This is a genomic window from Paraburkholderia sp. RCC_158 (assembly GCF_041355255.1).
In the GTDB taxonomy this organism is placed as follows: Bacteria; Pseudomonadota; Gammaproteobacteria; order Burkholderiales; family Burkholderiaceae; genus Paraburkholderia; species Paraburkholderia graminis.
In genome coordinates this window covers 1-16,832 of record NZ_JBFUPM010000017.1, presented here as the reverse complement: position 1 = coordinate 16,832, position 16,832 = coordinate 1, and the positions used below count along the sequence as shown (strand labels likewise).

The window sequence follows — 16,832 nt, the reverse complement described above, 5'->3', positions numbered from 1 at the left end:
CCGGCGATTCCGGCACCACCGCTATTACCGCCTTTGCAGGCGACCTGAACTGCTGCTGACCGGCGAATTACTTGCCGGCCTTGGCACGCTTCGCACCGTACTTCGAGCGAGCCTGCTTACGATCCTTGACGCCCTGGGTATCCAGCGAGCCGCGAACCATGTGGTAACGCACACCCGGCAAGTCCTTCACACGACCGCCGCGAATCAGCACGACCGAGTGTTCCTGCAGGTTGTGGCCTTCACCACCGATGTACGAGATAACTTCGAAGCCGTTCGTGAGGCGCACCTTCGCGACCTTACGAAGTGCCGAGTTCGGCTTCTTAGGCGTCGTGGTGTACACACGGGTGCACACGCCGCGACGCTGGGGGCAGTCCTGCAAGGCCGGGCTCTTGCTCTTCGTCGTTTCCGACGTGCGGCCTTTGCGAACCAGTTGATTGATGGTTGGCATTGTCTATTCCTGAAATTGAACAAAATCGACGCATCTGTTTTCGGGCAAAGCGAAAACGACTGCGCATCGAACTTCCGGCTGCGACCGCGAGCACGTGAACAGAGTCCGCGCGCAAGCATCCCAAGAACCGGAACCTAGCATAATATTCCGAAAATACTAAGCGAGTCAACAGGTTGCAATGTTTCGCAGACCTGTGGACCTGTTGCGGCGACCGCGGACGGCTTAGTCCGCGGCGACGACTTCGAGCAGTTCGTCCCCGAAACGGTCGAGCTTGCGCGCGCCCATGCCTGGAATGCCTCGCAAGTCCTCGATCGAGTCTGGGCCGTTGCGCGCGATCTCCGCGAGTGTCGCGTCGTGGAAAATCACGTAGGCGGGCACGCCGTCGCTCTTCGCGGTTTCCGTGCGCCAGGTGCGCAAACGCTCCCAGCGCGCCCGCTCGCGCGGCCCCATTCCGATGGTCGGGTCCGCGCGCTCGCTGGTTCGTCCGGACGACTGACGCGTGCGCGTCGGCTTCACATAGCGGCGCATCGTCACGTTCTGTTCGCCTTTCAGAACGGGCTTGCTCGCCTCGGTCAGGACGAGCGAGCCGAAGCCCTCGTGGTCGACCGTCAGATAGCCGAACGCCACGAGCTGTCGAAACACCGCGCGCCACTCCGGTTCGCCGAGCGCCGCGCCAATGCCGAACGTGGTCAGCTTCTCATGACCGCGCTGAACGATTTTTTCGCTGCGATTGCCGCGCAGAATGTCTATCAGGTGGCCGGCGCCGAAGTGAAAACCGCTCGCCCGCTGCGCCCGGAACACGCACGACAGCGCCATTTGCGCCTCGCGCGTCGCGTCCCATGTGGCGGGCGGCTCGAGGCAGTTGTCGCAGTTACCGCAAGGCTTGCTCGATTCGCCGAAATACGCCAGAAGCCGCACGCGCCGGCACGTCGCCGCCTCGCACAGGCCGAGCAGCGCATCGAGCTTGCCGGTCTGGACGCGTTTGTGCGCGTCGTCGGCGTCCGATTCGTCGATCATCTTGCGCTGCTGCACGACATCGCCGAGGCCGTAGGCCATCCACGCATTGGCCGGCATGCCGTCGCGGCCCGCGCGGCCGGTTTCCTGGTAATACCCTTCGACGCTCTTCGGCAAATCGAGGTGAGCGACGAACCGCACGTCCGGCTTGTCGATACCCATACCGAACGCGATCGTCGCGCACATCACAATGCCTTCCTCGCGCTGGAACATCTCCTGATGCTTCTGGCGCGTTTCGAATTCCATGCCGGCGTGATACGGCAGCGCGCGCATGCCCTTTTCCTTGAGCCACTCGGCCGTCTCTTCGACCTTGCGCCGCGACAGACAATAGACGACGCCAGCGTCGGTCGTGCCGTCGGCTCGCGTGTGTTCCGCGCGGATAAAGTCGAGCAACTGCGTGCGCGCGTTGTCTTTTTCGACGATCCGATAACGAATGTTCGGCCGGTCGAAGCTCGAGACGAAAATGCGAGCGTCGTCGAGCGCGAGACGATGAATGATTTCGTCGCGCGTGATGGCGTCCGCGGTCGCCGTCAGCGCAATGCGCGGTACGTTCGGGAAACGCTCGTGCAGCACGGAAAGCTGAATGTATTCCGGCCGGAAGTCGTGCCCCCATTGCGATACGCAATGCGCTTCGTCGATCGCGAAAAGTCCGATGCGCGTGCGTTCCAGCAGTTCCTGGAATCGCGGCGTCATCAGGCGCTCGGGCGCCACGTAAAGCAAGTCGATCTCGCCGTCGCGCAGCGCGCGTTCGGTAGCCATCGCCTCGGCGCTGGAGAGCGTCGAGTTCAGGTAAGCCGCGCGCACACCGACTTCGGTGAGCGCAGCCACCTGGTCCTGCATCAGCGCGATCAGTGGCGACACCACGATGCCCGTGCCGAAGCCGCCTTCGCGGCGCACCAGCGACGGAATCTGATAGCACAGCGATTTGCCGCCGCCCGTTGGCATCAGCACGAGACAGTCACCGCCGCCGGCGACGTGCTCGACAATTTCGCCTTGCTGTCCTCTGAACGCGGGGTAACCAAAAACTTCGTTGAGGATTTCGAGCGGACGGGACATGAATTTGAGAGAGGCGGCGTAAAGCGGTGACACGAATTTTACCAACGCATTCGTGCTGCGCCCGCGCTTTGCGACAACGTTAGCCATCCGGGCTAGGAATCGGCGACGTCGCGCGGCAAAAAGGCGCATAAAAAAAAGCCGCTCAGTCGAAACTGAGCGGCTTCGCTGGCTAGAGCCCCAAGCGGCTTACGCCGCCGGGACTTACTCGCCTGAGTGCTGCTGTTCGGCGGCCGGGGTTTCCGGCGTACCGAATTCGAACGACTCTTCCGCTGCGATCTGATCGAAACGCTCGCGGTCGGACAGTTCCTTGCTCTTGCGCGCCTTGTGGAACGCGAGACCCGTACCGGCCGGAATCAGACGGCCGACGATCACGTTTTCCTTCAGACCGCGCAGGTCGTCGCGCTTGCCCATGATCGCCGCTTCGGTCAGCACGCGGGTCGTTTCCTGGAACGACGCCGCCGAGATGAACGAATCGGTCGACAACGAGGCCTTCGTGATACCGAGCAGCACGTTTTCGTACGTTGCCGGACGCTTGTCTTCCGCGATCATACGGTCGTTTTCGTCGAGCATATCCGACCGCTCGACCTGTTCGCCCGGGATGAAGCGCGTATCGCCGTTGTCCGTAATCTGCACGCGGCGCAGCATCTGACGAACAATCACTTCAATGTGCTTGTCGTTGATCTTCACGCCTTGCAGACGGTACACGTCCTGCACTTCGTCCACGATGTAGCGCGACAGCGCCTCGACGCCCTGCAGACGCAGGATGTCGTGCGGATCGGCAGGTCCGTCCACGATCATTTCACCCTTGTTGACGACCTGACCATCGTGAACCAGAACCTGCTTTTCCTTCGCGATCAGGAACTCGTGCTGGTTGCCCTCGAGGTCCGTGATAACGAGACGCTGCTTGCCCTTCGTGTCCTTACCGAACGACGTCGTACCCGTGACTTCCGCCAGGATACCTGCGTCCTTCGGCGAACGTGCTTCGAACAGTTCCGCCACACGCGGCAGACCGCCGGTAATGTCACGCGTCTTCTGCGATTCAGTCGGGATACGTGCGAGCACTTCACCGACCTGCACTTGCTGACCGTCCTTCACAGTGATCAGAGCGCCGACCTGGAAGCCGATCTGCACCGAGTGCTCGGTGTTCGGGATCTTGACTTCCTCGCCGTTCGCGTCGAGCAGCTTGACCTGCGGACGCACCGTCTTCGCGGCTTGCGAACCGCGACGCTTCACGTCGATCACGACGAGCGTGGAGAGCCCCGTCACATCGTCGATCTGCTTCGCAACCGTCACGCCTTCTTCGACGTTCTCGAACTTCACCGTACCGCCGTACTCGGTGATGATCGGACGCGTCATCGGGTCCCACGTCGCCAGTTGCGTGCCGGCTTTGATCTGCGCGCCGTCCAGTTGCAACAGCGTCGCGCCGTACGGCACCTTGTGACGTTCGCGCTCGCGACCGTGGTCGTCGGTGATCATCGCTTCGCCCGAGCGCGAGATGACGATCTGCTCGCCCTTCGCATTGGTGACGTAACGCATCGTCGACGTGAAACGCACCGTACCGTTCGACTTGGCTTCAACCGACGAAGCCACTGCCGCACGCGACGCCGCGCCACCGATGTGGAACGTACGCATGGTCAGCTGCGTGCCCGGCTCGCCGATCGACTGAGCGGCGATCACACCCACAGCCTCACCGACGTTCACGAGCGAGCCACGGCCCAGGTCGCGGCCATAGCAGGCTGCGCACAGACCGTAACGCGTTTCGCAAGTCAGCGGCGTGCGCACGCGCACTTCGTCGATGCCGAGGCGTTCGATTTCCTCGACCGCGTCTTCGTCGAGCAGCGTGCCCGATTCGTACAGCGTTTCCTGCGATTCCGGATTGACGACGTCAGCCACCGCCACGCGACCCAGGATACGGTCACGCAGAGCTTCGACGACTTCACCGCCTTCGACCAACGCCTTCATGGCGACGCCGTTGGACGTACCGCAATCGTCCTCGACCACCACCAGATCCTGCGTCACGTCGACGAGACGTCGCGTCAGGTAACCGGAGTTCGCCGTCTTCAGTGCCGTATCAGCCAGACCCTTACGTGCGCCGTGGGTCGAGATGAAGTACTGCAACACGTTCAGGCCTTCGCGGAAGTTCGCCGTAATCGGCGTCTCGATGATCGAGCCGTCCGGCTTCGCCATCAGGCCACGCATACCGGCCAGCTGACGAATCTGAACCGCGGAACCACGAGCACCCGAGTCCGCCATCATGTAGATGGAGTTGAACGACTCCTGACGCGTTTCGTTGCCGTCGCGATCGACCACCGGCTCCGTCGACAGCTGCTCCATCATCGCCTTGCCGACCGCTTCCGACGTTGCCGACCAGATGTCGACCACGTTGTTGTAGCGCTCTTGCGACGTGACGAGACCCGACATGTACTGACGGTCGTATTCCTTCACCTTCTTCGCAGCGTCGCCGACGATGGTTTCCTTCTGCGGCGGCACGAGCATGTCGTCCACGCAGATCGAAATACCAGCGCGCGTTGCCAGACGGAAACCCGACTGCATCAACTGGTCGGCGAAAATCACCGTTTCGCGCAGACCGCACTTGCGGAATGCGGTGTTGATGAGGCGCGAGATTTCCTTCTTCTTCAGCGGCTTGTTCAGCACCGAGAACGGCAGGCCCGGCGGAAGAATCTCCGACAGGATTGCGCGGCCGACGGTCGTTGCATACAGCGTGATCTTCGGCACGAATGCCGGCGCGCCTTCCGACTTGTCTTCGTTGTGGACCATTTCGGTGATCCGCACGTTGACGCGCGAGGCAAGCTCGACTTCCTTGTTCTCGTAGGCACGCAGCGCTTCCGAGACGCCCGTGAACGTCAGGCCTTCGCCCTTGCCGTTCACTGCTTCACGGGTCGCGTAGTACAGACCGAGCACGATATCCTGCGACGGCACGATCGACGGATCGCCGTTAGCCGGGAACAGCACGTTGTTCGACGCCAGCATCAGCGTACGCGCTTCCATCTGCGCTTCGAGCGACAGCGGAACGTGAACAGCCATCTGGTCACCGTCGAAGTCGGCGTTGAACGCCGCGCAAACGAGCGGATGCAGCTGGATCGCCTTACCTTCGATCAGCACCGGCTCGAAAGCCTGAATGCCAAGACGGTGCAGCGTCGGCGCACGGTTCAGCATGACCGGATGTTCGCGGATCACCTCTTCGAGGATGTCCCACACCACCGGTGTCTGGTTCTCGACTTCCTTCTTCGCAGCCTTGATGGTGGTAGCGACACCCATCACTTCGAGCTTGTTGAAGATGAACGGCTTGAACAGTTCGAGCGCCATCAGCTTCGGCAAACCGCACTGATGCAGCTTGAGCGTCGGGCCGACCACGATCACCGAACGGCCGGAATAGTCAACGCGCTTACCGAGCAGGTTCTGACGGAAACGACCGCCCTTACCCTTGATCATGTCAGCGAGCGACTTCAGCGGACGCTTGTTCGCGCCGGTCATTGCCTTACCGCGACGACCGTTGTCGAGCAGCGAATCGACGGCTTCCTGCAGCATCCGCTTTTCGTTGCGGACGATGATTTCAGGCGCCTTCAGTTCGAGCAAACGCTTCAACCGGTTGTTACGGTTGATCACGCGGCGATACAGGTCGTTCAGGTCCGACGTCGCGAAGCGGCCGCCATCCAGCGGCACTAGCGGACGCAGTTCCGGCGGCAGCACCGGCAGCACTTCGAGCACCATCCAGTCAGGCTTGATGCCCGAACGCTGGAATGCCTCAAGCACCTTCAGGCGCTTCGCGTACTTCTTGATCTTCGCTTCCGAACCCGTGTTCTTCAGTTCGGTGCGGAGCATCTCGACCTGTTCGTCGATGTTGATCGCACGCAGCAGTTCGCGAACGCCTTCCGCGCCCATCTCGGCACGGAATTCGTCACCGTACTCTTCGACCTTGTTGTAGTAATCCTCTTCAGTCATGATCTGCCGCGCTTTCAGCGGCGTCATGCCCGGGTCGATCACCACATACGCTTCGAAGTACAGCACGCGTTCGATGTCGCGCAGCGTCATGTCGAGCACCATGCCCAGACGCGACGGCAGCGACTTCAGGAACCAGATGTGCGCGACCGGCGAGGCCAGCTCAATGTGGCCCATCCGTTCGCGACGCACCTTGGCGAGCGTCACTTCGACGCCGCACTTCTCGCAGATCACGCCACGATGCTTCAGGCGCTTGTACTTGCCGCAAAGGCATTCGTAGTCTTTGATCGGCCCGAAAATCTTCGCGCAGAACAGACCATCGCGTTCCGGCTTGAACGTCCGGTAGTTGATGGTTTCCGGCTTCTTCACTTCACCGAAAGACCACGAACGGATCTTGTCCGGCGAGGCCAGACCGATCTTGATCGCGTCAAAAACTTCAGGTTGTTGGACTTGCTTGAATAGATCGAGCAAAGCTTTCATCGCTTCTCTCCAGTAGTCCGATTAGTTGCGGTCGAGGTCGATATCGATACCGAGCGAGCGGATTTCCTTCACCAGCACGTTGAAGGATTCCGGCATGCCTGCATCGATCACGTGATCGCCCTTGACCAGGTTCTCGTACACCTTGGTCCGGCCTGTCACGTCGTCCGACTTCACCGTCAGCATTTCCTGCAGCACGTACGATGCACCGTACGCTTCGAGCGCCCACACTTCCATTTCACCGAAACGCTGGCCACCGAACTGCGCCTTACCGCCCAACGGCTGCTGCGTCACGAGCGAGTACGGGCCCGTCGAACGCGCGTGCATCTTGTCGTCGACCAGGTGGTGCAGCTTCAGGTAGTGCATGTAGCCGACCGTCACCGTACGTTCGAACATTTCGCCCGTGCGGCCGTCGTACAGACGCACCTGATTCTTCGACGGCGTCATGCCCAGGTTCTTCGCGATGTCGTCCGGGAAAGCCAGATCCAGCGCGCGCGACATTTCTTCTTCCGTCGCGCCGTCGAACACCGGCGTTGCGAACGGCACGCCTTCGCGCAGGTTCTTCGCCAGTTCGACGATTTCCTCGTCGGTGAAGCTGTCCAGCTCTTCGGCGCGGCCCGACTCGTTGTAGATCTTGGTCAGGAATTCGCGCAGTTCAGCAATCTTCGCCTGACGCTGCAGCATTTCGCCGATACGCCAGCCGAGACCCTTCGCGGCCCAACCCAGATGCACTTCGAGAACCTGACCCACGTTCATCCGCGACGGCACGCCGAGCGGGTTCAGAACGACGTCAGCCGGACGGCCGTCGGCCATGTACGGCATGTCTTCGATCGGAACGATCTTCGACACGACACCCTTGTTACCGTGGCGGCCGGCCATCTTGTCGCCAGGCTGCAGGCGGCGCTTGACTGCCAGATACACCTTGACCATCTTCAGCACGCCCGGCGGCAGTTCGTCGCCTTGCGTGAGCTTCTTGCGCTTTTCTTCGAACGCCAGATCGAACTGGTGACGCTTCTGTTCGATCGAGTCCTTGATAGCTTCGAGCTGTGCCGCTGCTTCTTCGTCCGCGAGGCGGATGTCGAACCAGTGGTAATGGTCGAGATCTTCCAGGTAAGCCTGTTCGATCTTCGTACCCTTCGCGAGCTTCTTCGGACCGCCGTTCGCGACCTTGCCGGTCAGCATACGTGCGAGACGCTGGAACGCGTCGCCTTCCACGATGCGCAGCTGGTCGTTCAGGTCGAGGCGGTAGCGCTTCAGTTCATCGTCGATGATCTGCTGCGCACGCTTGTCGCGCTGAATGCCTTCACGCGTGAACACTTGTACGTCGATGACCGTGCCGCTCATGCCCGACGGCACGCGCAGCGACGTGTCCTTCACGTCCGAAGCCTTTTCACCGAAGATCGCGCGCAGCAGCTTTTCTTCCGGCGTCAACTGGGTTTCGCCCTTCGGCGTGACCTTGCCGACCAGCACGTCGCCTGCTTCGACTTCCGCGCCGATGTACACGATGCCCGACTCGTCGAGACGGCCAAGTTGCACTTCCGCGAGGTTCGAGATGTCGCGCGTGATTTCTTCCGGTCCGAGCTTCGTGTCGCGAGCCACGACGTTCAGTTCTTCGATGTGGATCGACGTGTAACGGTCGTCGGCCACCACCTTCTCAGAGATCAAAATCGAGTCTTCGAAGTTGTAGCCATTCCACGGCATGAACGCGACCAGCATGTTCTGGCCGAGAGCCAGTTCGCCAAGATCCGTCGATGCGCCGTCAGCCAGCACGTCGCCGCGCGAAACCTTGTCGCCGACCTTCACGATCGGACGCTGGTTGATGTTCGTGTTCTGGTTCGAACGCGTGTACTTGATCAGGTTGTAGATGTCGACACCGACGTCGCCAGCCACCGCTTCCTCGTCGTTCACGCGAATCACGATACGGCCTGCGTCGACATAGTCGACCACACCGCCGCGGAATGCCTGAACCGTCGTGCCCGAGTCGACCGCCACCGTGCGCTCGATACCCGTACCGACCACGGCCTTTTCAGGACGCAGACACGGCACAGCCTGACGCTGCATGTTCGAGCCCATCAACGCGCGGTTCGCGTCGTCGTGCTCGAGGAACGGAATCAGCGATGCAGCCACCGACACGATCTGCGACGGCGCCACGTCCATGTACTGGATGCGGTCCGGCGTGACCATCAGCGTTTCGCCGGCTTCGCGCGACGACACCAGTTCGTCGGTCAGCGAGCCGTCTTCCGCCACGGCCGCGTTCGCCTGAGCGATCACGTAACGGCCTTCTTCGATCGCCGACAGATAGTCGATCTGATCCGTCACCTTGCTGTCCACGACCTTGCGATACGGCGTTTCGAGGAAGCCGTATTCGTTCAGGTGCGCGTACAGAGCCAACGAGTTGATCAGGCCGATGTTCGGACCTTCAGGCGTTTCAATCGGGCACACACGACCGTAGTGCGTCGGATGCACGTCGCGGACTTCAAAGCCAGCGCGCTCACGCGTCAAACCGCCCGGGCCAAGTGCCGAAACACGGCGCTTGTGGGTGATTTCCGACAGCGGGTTGGTCTGGTCCATGAACTGCGACAGCTGCGACGAACCGAAGAACTCGCGAATCGCCGACGAAATCGGCTTCGAGTTGATCAGGTCGTGCGGCATCAGGTTTTCGCTTTCGGCCTGGCCGAGGCGTTCCTTGACAGCACGTTCGACACGCACGAGACCTGCGCGGAACTGGTTTTCCGCCAGTTCGCCGACGCAACGCACACGACGATTGCCCAAGTGGTCGATGTCGTCCACTTCGCCCTTGCCGTTACGCAGCTCGACCAGAATCTTGATCGTGGCGAGGATGTCGTCGTCTTGCAGCGTCATCGGTCCGATGATCTCGTCGCGGCCCACGCGACGATTGAACTTCATACGGCCCACCTTGGACAGGTCGTATGCGTCTTCGCTGTAGAACAGACGGTTGAACAGCGCCTCGACCGCTTCTTCGGTCGGCGGTTCGCCCGGACGCATCATGCGGTAGATCGCGATGCGCGCGGCCATCTTGTCCGCGGTTTCGTCGATACGCAGCGTGGACGAGATGTACGGGCCCTGGTCCAGATCGTTCGTGTAGAGCGTCTGAATGTCCTTGATCTTCGACTCGCGCAGCTTCTCGAGGACGGTTTCGGTGATTTCGTCGTTCGCGTTGGCGATGACTTCACCCGTGTCGCCGTCGACGACATTCTTCGCCAGCACGCGGCCGAGCAGATAGTCTTCCGGGACCGAGATGAACTTGGTCTTCGCGTTGTCCAGGTCGCGGATGTGCTTTGCGTTGATCCGCTTGTCCTTCTGGACGATCACGTTGCCGTCACGGTCCGTGATGTCGAAGCGCGCGACTTCGCCACGCAGACGCTCCGGCACGAACTCCATCTGCGCGCCTTCCGGCATCAGCGTGAAGTTATCGAACACGAAGAAGTTTGCGAGGATCTGTTCCGGCGTCAGGCCGATTGCCTTCAGCAGGATCGTGACCGGCATCTTGCGGCGACGGTCGACGCGGAAGTACAGCACGTCCTTCGGGTCGAACTCGAAATCGAGCCACGAGCCGCGGTAAGGAATGATACGTGCCGAGAACAAGAGCTTGCCCGAGCTGTGCGTCTTGCCCTTGTCGTGTTCGAAGAACACGCCAGGAGAACGGTGCAGCTGCGAAACGATCACACGCTCCGTACCGTTGATGACGAACGAACCCGTCGGCGTCATGAGCGGAATTTCGCCCATGTACACTTCCTGTTCCTTCACTTCCTTGACGACCGGTTTGCTCGGCGATTCTTTATCGAGCAGCACCAGACGCACTTTCGCGCGCAGCGCCGAGCAGTACGTCAAACCGCGCTGCTGACATTCCTTGATGTTGAATGCCGGCGGCGACAGCATGTAGCTGACGAACTCAAGACGTGCGAACCCGTTGTGCGAAACGATCGGGAAAACGGATGTGAACGCAGCCTGCAGGCCTTCCGGCTTGCGCTGCGTAGACGGCGTGTCTGCTTGCAGAAACGTGCTGAATGATTCAAGCTGGGTAGCCAGCAGGAAAGGTACTTGGTGAACGATGGGGCGCTTCGCAAAACTCTTACGAATGCGCTTCTTCTCGGTGAAGGAATATTGCATACGATCTCCGAATCACGGCGGGCATTGTTGTCGAGGCAGGATACCTTGATGAGACAACCCGAGTGTTCACCGACTGAGACCCGATGGCCGTCCGATGGCTTGAACGAGCCTAGAAGCTTGGTGGTTGGCCGCTACCAACCGCTGGCTGACGGCAGCGGATGCCTATGTTGCCCGCTACCCGACCAAACTTGCCTTCTGCAGTCGCTTCAGAAGACAAAGAGAAGCGCCGGTCAATGTTGCCGATAGGCGGTTTTCTTTGGCTTCTGGGAGTCACATTATTGCCGTACAGCGAGGCAAAAACGCGTCCCCCACAAAGCACAAAAAGGCCGGCGGTGAAAAACCGCCAGCCTTCGCACAGCGCGCTGAAACTTACTTGATTTCAGCTTTCGCGCCGGCTTCTTCCAGCTTCTTCTTGGCTTCTTCTGCAGCAGCCTTCGGTACCGCTTCCTTAACAGGCTTCGGTGCGCCGTCGACCAGGTCCTTCGCTTCCTTCAGGCCGAGACCCGTCAGTTCACGAACTGCCTTAATGACGGAAACCTTGTTCGCGCCAACGTCAACCAGGTTGACCGTGAATTCGGTTTGCTCTTCAGCTGCAGCAGCAGCGCCGCCGCCTGCCGGGCCTGCCACTGCAACAGCAGCTGCCGACACGCCAAACTTTTCTTCGAACGCCTTGACCAGTTCGTTCAGTTCCAGAACCGACATCGAGCTTACTGCCTCGAGGATGTCATCTTTTGCGATTGCCATTTGAAATACTCCTAAATTGAATTCGGATACAGCCAGCGATCAATCACGCTCGACTGAAGTACATTACGCAGCGGTTTCTTCGCCTTGTTTCTTTTCTGCCAGCGCGGCCAGAGCGCGCGCAAAGCCAGAAACAGGTGCTTGCATAACGTACAACAGCTTGGAGAGCAGTTCTTCGCGGCTCGGGATGTTTGCCAGCGCTTGCACGCCAGCCTTGTCCATCACCTTGCCTTCGTAGGAACCAGCCTTGATGACCAACTTGTCATTGCTTTTGCCGAAGTCATTGACGACCTTAGCAGCAGCAATTGCATCTTCCGAGATGCCGTAGATCAGGGGGCCAGTCATCTGCTCTGCCAGCGGAGCGAACGGCGTACCTTCGACAGCGCGACGCGCCAGCGTGTTCTTCAACACGCGAAGGTAAACCTGTTGCTCACGCGCTTTCGCGCGCAGCTTGGTCAGATCGCCAACCGTGATCCCACGATACTCAGCCAGAACCACGGTCTGGGCTTTCGCGACTTGCGCGGCAACCTCAGCGACGACGGCCTGCTTGCTTTCTTTGTTGAGTGGCACGGTTAACCTCCAGATTCGATACACGCAGCGTGCGCCTTGTGTACCGCGTTCAATAACGGCGTCCGACCAGTCAGGAGTATTTCGACCGCCCGACACACGCATTGCTGCGGATGCCAACCGGTTTCATCACTACAAAACCTTTTCGGGTTCGCCATCTGCGTTGGCTTTGCATTAAGGGTCCGCCTACCTGCTGCGTGCCCGCCAACGGTCTTTGACAACCGGTTGCTTGATGCGAACTGCCACCTCACAACCGCCCAAAGCCCATAAACCGCCCCGATTTTCATCGAGGCGATGAATTACTTACTGTGCCGCGAGCGATGCCTGATCGACGCGAACGCCGACACCCATCGTGCTCGACAGAGCGACCTTACGCAGGTACACGCCCTTGCTCGTTGCCGGCTTGGCCTTTTGCAGTGCGTCGATGAGCGCGCTCAGATTGCTGCGCAGAGCCGTCGGCTCGAACGAAGCGCGGCCAATCGTGGCGTGGATGATACCCGCTTTGTCGACACGGAATTGCACCTGACCAGCCTTGGCGTTCTTGACCGCAGTCGCGACGTCCGGCGTGACCGTACCGACCTTCGGGTTCGGCATCAGGCCACGCGGGCCGAGGATCTGACCGAGCGTACCGACAACACGCATCGTGTCCGGCGAAGCGATCACGATGTCGAAGTCCAGATTGCCGGCCTTGACTTGTTCAGCCAGGTCTTCCATACCGACGACTTCAGCGCCTGCTGCGCGAGCCTGCTCAGCCTTTTCGCCTTGCGCGAACACTGCCACGCGCACCGACTTGCCCGTACCTGCAGGCAGAACGACCGAACCGCGGACCACTTGATCCGACTTCTTTGCGTCGATGCCGAGTTGAACAGCGACGTCGATCGACTCATCGAACTTCGCGCTTGCGCATTCCTTCACGAGCGACAGAGCGTCGTCGATCGGGTACAGCTTCTGACGGTCAACCTTTGCTGCAAATGCTTGCAGACGCTTCGAAAGCTTAGCCATTTACACGCCCTCCACGGTGATGCCCATCGAGCGGGCGCTACCAGCGATCGTACGAACCGCTGCGTCCAGATCAGCTGCCGTCAGATCGGGCATCTTGGTCTTGGCGATGTCTTCAGCTTGAGCGCGGGTGATCTTGCCGACCTTGTCGGTATGCGGCTTGCTCGAACCCTTGTCGATCTTCGCTGCCTTCTTGATCAGAACCGTTGCCGGCGGCGTCTTCAGGACGAACGTGAAGCTCTTGTCAGCGAACGCTGTGATCACGACCGGAATCGGCAGACCCGGTTCCAGAGCTTGAGTCTGCGCGTTAAACGCCTTGCAGAACTCCATGATGTTCAAGCCGCGTTGGCCCAGTGCCGGACCGACCGGCGGCGACGGGTTGGCTTTACCTGCAGGAATCTGCAGCTTGATAAAGCCGATGATTTTCTTTGCCATGTTGAAAACCTCGTTGGAACGTCGCATTGGCTGCGAACGTTCAGTGAGTAGTAGCGCGCGTTCACCGGAATCCGGCTACTTACGCTCCTCAACGGTCATTACGCGGACCGTAAGCGCGAAGTGCAAAACGCGCCGATAGGCGCGCTCCGCGGAATTCTGGATTACAACTTCTCGACCTGGCCGAATTCCAACTCGACCGGCGTTGCACGGCCGAAGATCGTAACGGAGACACGGACGCGCGACTTTTCGTAGTTCACTTCTTCGACGCTGCCGTTGAAATCGGTGAAAGGACCGTCCTTTACCCGGACCATCTCGCCGACCTCGAACAGGGTCTTTGGACGCGGCTTTTCCACGCCTTCCTGCATCTGCGACATGATCTTCTCGACTTCCCGCGGGGAAATCGGACTCGGGCGATTACGCGCACCACCTACGAAACCCGTGACCTTCGCGGTGTTCTTCACGAGGTGCCACGTTTCATCCGTCATTTCCATTTCCACGAGCACGTAGCCCGGGAAGAAACGACGTTCGGTCACCGACTTGTGACCACCCTTCACCTCGACAACCTCTTCGGTCGGGACGAGGATCTGGCCAAACTGGTCTTGCATGCCGGCGCGTTCGATGCGCTCCTGAAGCGCGCGTTGCACGCTCTTCTCCATGCCGGAGTAGGCGTGCACGACGTACCAACGTTTGCCGCTCGGAGATGCCGGAGTATCGCTCATATCATTTCCAACCCAGAATCACCGAGAAAATCGCCCATTCGATGGATTTATCGCTAACCCAAAGAAAGATCGCCATCACAAACACGAAGCCAAACACCACCAACGTTGTCTGAGTAGCCTCTTTGCGAGTCGGCCAGACAACCTTGCGGACTTCCTTGTACGAATCTTTGGCGAAAGCGATGAAACCCTTGCCAGGCGCGGATAGAAGACCGACTGCAACACCCGCGATTGCACCAACAGCCAAGGCGGCTCCGCGGACGTACCATTCCTGACCGTTAAGCCAGAAGAACCCCACGAACCCGGCCAAGACTAGCAATACGCCCGCGACGAGCATCAGCTTGTCGCCGGATGTATTCACAGTTTCGACGGAAGGATTCGCCATAACACCTTAACGAAGCGTCAATTTGACGCGAGAGTTGGCAGGGGCAGAGGGAATCGAACCCCCAACCTTCGGTTTTGGAGACCGACGCTCTGCCAGTTGAGCTATACCCCTAAACCATTTGGGGTTGACGACACCGCCAACCCCGAAACTACAGATTAACGAGAACTATCTGGCGTTACTCGAGAATCTTGGCAACGACACCTGCGCCAACGGTACGGCCACCTTCACGGATGGCGAAGCGCAGACCTTCTTCCATCGCGATCGGGTTGATCAGCTTCACCGTGATCGACACGTTGTCGCCCGGCATGACCATTTCCTTGTCCTTCGGCAGCTCGATCGAGCCCGTCACGTCCGTCGTACGGAAGTAGAACTGCGGACGGTAGTTGTTGAAGAACGGCGTGTGACGGCCGCCTTCGTCCTTGCTCAGCACGTACACTTCAGCCGTGAAGTGCGTGTGCGGGTTGATCGAACCCGGCTTGGCCAGCACCTGGCCACGCTCCACGTCTTCGCGCTTCGTGCCACGCAGCAGGATACCGACGTTGTCGCCTGCCTGACCCTGGTCGAGCAGCTTGCGGAACATTTCCACGCCCGTGCAGGTCGTCTTCACCGTCGGCTTGATACCGACGATTTCGATTTCCTCGCCGACCTTCACGACGCCGCGCTCAACGCGACCCGTGACCACCGTGCCACGACCCGAGATCGAGAACACGTCTTCCACCGGCATCAGGAACGCGCCGTCCACTGCGCGCTCCGGCGTCGGGATGTACGTGTCCAGCGCGTCGGCCAGGTTCATGATCGCCACTTCGCCCAGCTCGCCCTTGTCGCCTTCCAGCGCCAGCTTGGCCGAACCCTTGATGATCGGCGTGTCGTCGCCCGGAAAGTCGTACTTCGACAGAAGCTCGCGCACTTCCATCTCGACCAGCTCCAGCAGCTCGGCGTCGTCCACCATGTCGCACTTGTTCAGGAACACGATGATGTACGGCACGCCAACCTGACGCGCCAGCAGGATGTGCTCACGCGTTTGCGGCATCGGGCCGTCAGCGGCCGAGCACACCAGGATTGCGCCGTCCATCTGCGCTGCGCCCGTGATCATGTTCTTCACATAGTCAGCGTGGCCCGGGCAGTCGACGTGTGCGTAGTGGCGGTTAGCCGTTTCGTACTCGACGTGTGCCGTGTTGATCGTGATGCCACGTGCCTTTTCTTCCGGCGCCGCGTCGATCTGGTCGTACGCCTTCGCTTCGCCGCCGAACTTCTGCGTCAGAACCGTCGTGATCGCTGCCGTCAGCGTGGTCTTGCCGTGGTCAACGTGACCGATCGTGCCGACGTTCACGTGCGGCTTGGTCCGCTCAAACTTACCCTTGGCCATTTTCGACTCCTAAGAGGATTTATCCGTACGTTGCGCCGGGCGCAAACAATCACCGAGTACTTCTGGTGCCCATGGGCAGGATCGAACTGCCGACCTCTCCCTTACCAAGGGAGTGCTCTACCACTGAGCCACATGGGCGCTACTTCTATATTGCTGGAGCGGGTGAAGGGAATCGAACCCTCGTCGTAAGCTTGGAAGGCTTCTGCTCTACCATTGAGCTACACCCGCAAGGACCCATGGATTCCCAACAACTGCTACAACTTGCATTCTGGTGGAGGAGGTTGGATTCGAACCAACGTAGGCGTAAGCCAACAGATTTACAGTCTGCCCCCTTTAGCCACTCGGGCACCCCTCCGCAGAGAACTGATGATTATGGGGGAACAACCGCTCGATGTCAAGAGTTAGTCGACTATTCCAAACCCAAATGCTCTCACTTATATGCAGTGTTTTTAGCACTACCGTAAACGCAGAAACCCCACCTTTTCGGGGTGGGGTTTCTGACACTGCTGGGGAGCCTGACGATTACCTACTTTCACA

The 16,832-nt window shown here is 59.9% G+C and carries 11 protein-coding genes and 4 tRNA genes; all 15 read right to left on the bottom strand.

The genetic code is table 11. The features are described from left to right. Nucleotides 1-67 precede the first annotated feature (67 nt). Nucleotides 68-448, bottom strand: a complete 381-nt coding sequence (rpsL, locus tag AB6809_RS26335) for a 30S ribosomal protein S12 (protein WP_006053290.1) — start codon at nucleotides 446-448, stop codon at nucleotides 68-70. Between the two features lie 222 nt (nucleotides 449-670). After that, nucleotides 671-2,518, bottom strand: coding sequence for a DNA helicase RecQ (gene recQ, locus AB6809_RS26330; RefSeq protein WP_029972181.1), 1,848 nt, complete (start codon nucleotides 2,516-2,518; stop codon nucleotides 671-673). 201 nt (nucleotides 2,519-2,719) lie between these two features. Continuing rightward, a complete protein-coding gene (gene rpoC, locus AB6809_RS26325; protein ID WP_029972180.1) occupies nucleotides 2,720-6,958 on the bottom strand; it encodes a DNA-directed RNA polymerase subunit beta' in 4,239 nt (1,412 codons plus the stop codon). A 21-nt stretch (nucleotides 6,959-6,979) separates the two neighbouring features. Then, nucleotides 6,980-11,086, bottom strand: a complete 4,107-nt coding sequence (rpoB, locus tag AB6809_RS26320) for a DNA-directed RNA polymerase subunit beta (protein WP_029972179.1) — start codon at nucleotides 11,084-11,086, stop codon at nucleotides 6,980-6,982. A 369-nt stretch (nucleotides 11,087-11,455) separates the two neighbouring features. Continuing rightward, nucleotides 11,456-11,830: a 50S ribosomal protein L7/L12 gene (rplL, locus tag AB6809_RS26315; protein ID WP_029972178.1), complete on the bottom strand. Its 375-nt coding sequence runs from the start codon at nucleotides 11,828-11,830 to the stop codon at nucleotides 11,456-11,458. A gap of 63 nt (nucleotides 11,831-11,893) precedes the next feature. After that, nucleotides 11,894-12,397: a 50S ribosomal protein L10 gene (gene rplJ / locus AB6809_RS26310; RefSeq protein ID WP_006053279.1), complete on the bottom strand. Its 504-nt coding sequence runs from the start codon at nucleotides 12,395-12,397 to the stop codon at nucleotides 11,894-11,896. Between the two features lie 300 nt (nucleotides 12,398-12,697). Next, a complete protein-coding gene (rplA, locus tag AB6809_RS26305; RefSeq protein WP_006053278.1) occupies nucleotides 12,698-13,396 on the bottom strand; it encodes a 50S ribosomal protein L1 in 699 nt (232 codons plus the stop codon). Beyond that, nucleotides 13,397-13,828, bottom strand: coding sequence for a 50S ribosomal protein L11 (gene rplK / locus AB6809_RS26300; protein WP_007180146.1), 432 nt, complete (start codon nucleotides 13,826-13,828; stop codon nucleotides 13,397-13,399). Between the two features lie 161 nt (nucleotides 13,829-13,989). Beyond that, nucleotides 13,990-14,547: a transcription termination/antitermination protein NusG gene (nusG, locus tag AB6809_RS26295; RefSeq protein ID WP_007180147.1), complete on the bottom strand. Its 558-nt coding sequence runs from the start codon at nucleotides 14,545-14,547 to the stop codon at nucleotides 13,990-13,992. 1 nt (nucleotide 14,548) lies between these two features. Further along, nucleotides 14,549-14,929, bottom strand: coding sequence for a preprotein translocase subunit SecE (gene secE / locus AB6809_RS26290; RefSeq protein WP_015003929.1), 381 nt, complete (start codon nucleotides 14,927-14,929; stop codon nucleotides 14,549-14,551). 35 nt (nucleotides 14,930-14,964) lie between these two features. Next, a tRNA-Trp gene (locus tag AB6809_RS26285) sits at nucleotides 14,965-15,040 on the bottom strand. Between the two features lie 64 nt (nucleotides 15,041-15,104). Next, nucleotides 15,105-16,295, bottom strand: coding sequence for an elongation factor Tu (gene tuf, locus AB6809_RS26280; RefSeq protein ID WP_012434572.1), 1,191 nt, complete (start codon nucleotides 16,293-16,295; stop codon nucleotides 15,105-15,107). Nucleotides 16,296-16,358: 63 nt separating this feature from the next. Next, nucleotides 16,359-16,433 (bottom strand) — tRNA-Thr (locus AB6809_RS26275). Nucleotides 16,434-16,449: 16 nt separating this feature from the next. Beyond that, nucleotides 16,450-16,523: transfer RNA gene (locus tag AB6809_RS26270), tRNA-Gly, on the bottom strand. A 41-nt stretch (nucleotides 16,524-16,564) separates the two neighbouring features. Continuing rightward, nucleotides 16,565-16,650: transfer RNA gene (locus AB6809_RS26265), tRNA-Tyr, on the bottom strand. Between the last annotated feature and the right edge of the window lie 182 nt (nucleotides 16,651-16,832).

Bases quoted from the DNA above. Each gene is read 5' to 3' on its own strand.
- rpsL (WP_006053290.1), bottom strand. From the start codon at position 448: ATGCCAACCATCAATCAACTGGTTCGCAAAGGCCGCACGTCGGAAACG.
- recQ (WP_029972181.1), bottom strand. From the start codon at position 2,518: ATGTCCCGTCCGCTCGAAATCCTCAACGAAGTTTTTGGTTACCCCGCG.
- rpoC (WP_029972180.1), bottom strand. From the start codon at position 6,958: ATGAAAGCTTTGCTCGATCTATTCAAGCAAGTCCAACAACCTGAAGTT.
- rpoB (WP_029972179.1), bottom strand. From the start codon at position 11,086: ATGCAATATTCCTTCACCGAGAAGAAGCGCATTCGTAAGAGTTTTGCG.
- rplL (WP_029972178.1), bottom strand. From the start codon at position 11,830: ATGGCAATCGCAAAAGATGACATCCTCGAGGCAGTAAGCTCGATGTCG.
- rplA (WP_006053278.1), bottom strand. From the start codon at position 13,396: ATGGCTAAGCTTTCGAAGCGTCTGCAAGCATTTGCAGCAAAGGTTGAC.
- rplK (WP_007180146.1), bottom strand. From the start codon at position 13,828: ATGGCAAAGAAAATCATCGGCTTTATCAAGCTGCAGATTCCTGCAGGT.
- nusG (WP_007180147.1), bottom strand. From the start codon at position 14,547: ATGAGCGATACTCCGGCATCTCCGAGCGGCAAACGTTGGTACGTCGTG.
- secE (WP_015003929.1), bottom strand. From the start codon at position 14,929: ATGGCGAATCCTTCCGTCGAAACTGTGAATACATCCGGCGACAAGCTG.
- tuf (WP_012434572.1), bottom strand. From the start codon at position 16,295: ATGGCCAAGGGTAAGTTTGAGCGGACCAAGCCGCACGTGAACGTCGGC.